This window comes from Enteractinococcus helveticum (assembly GCF_001657475.1).
GTDB lineage: Bacteria > Actinomycetota > Actinomycetes > Actinomycetales > Micrococcaceae > Yaniella > Yaniella helvetica.
Map to the genome: position 1 here is coordinate 1 of NZ_LXEY01000045.1, position 447 is coordinate 447.

The following is a 447-nucleotide window of genomic DNA, read 5'->3' on the forward strand; positions in this document are numbered from 1 at the left end:
TAAAGTCCCGACGTCTTGGTCAACTGAGGGAAGAACAGAAAACAAGTGAAAAAGAAAGAAACATTTTGAAATGGCCGCTGATCCTCGAAATAAAGATTTTCCATGAATCCCAAGCTGTTTATCAAAGCACGAAAGAATCCCGGAAAAAAAACCGCATCATAACCTACGAAAAAAAAATTAAAAAAATAATCATATAAGCCAGCCTCGCACTGACAAGATGGAAGAAAGAGAAAAAAAAAAAAGGGGGGAAGAAAAGAGGGGGAAGAGAAGAAGGAAAGAAGAAAAGAAAGAGAGGAAAAAGAGGAGGGAGGAGAGGAGAAGGGAAAGGAAGGAAAGGGGGAAGGTGAAAGGTAAGGATAGGGAAAGGAGAGAGGAGAAGGGATGGAAGGAAGAGGAAATAAAGAAGGAAAAGAAGAGGGAGAAGTTGAGAAAGAGGAGAAAAGGAAG

Annotated in this window: 2 protein-coding genes; both read left to right on the forward strand. The window is 40.5% G+C overall.

Annotated elements, in window-relative coordinates; all coding sequences use genetic code 11:
- On the forward strand, window positions 1–197 hold a 197-nt coding region (locus tag A6F49_RS18515; RefSeq protein WP_235605017.1), incomplete at its 5' end, for a hypothetical protein.
- Window positions 198–217: 20 nt separating this feature from the next.
- Window positions 218–447 (forward strand): hypothetical protein (locus tag A6F49_RS18120; RefSeq protein ID WP_201120344.1); only part of this gene is annotated, 230 nt, incomplete at its 3' end.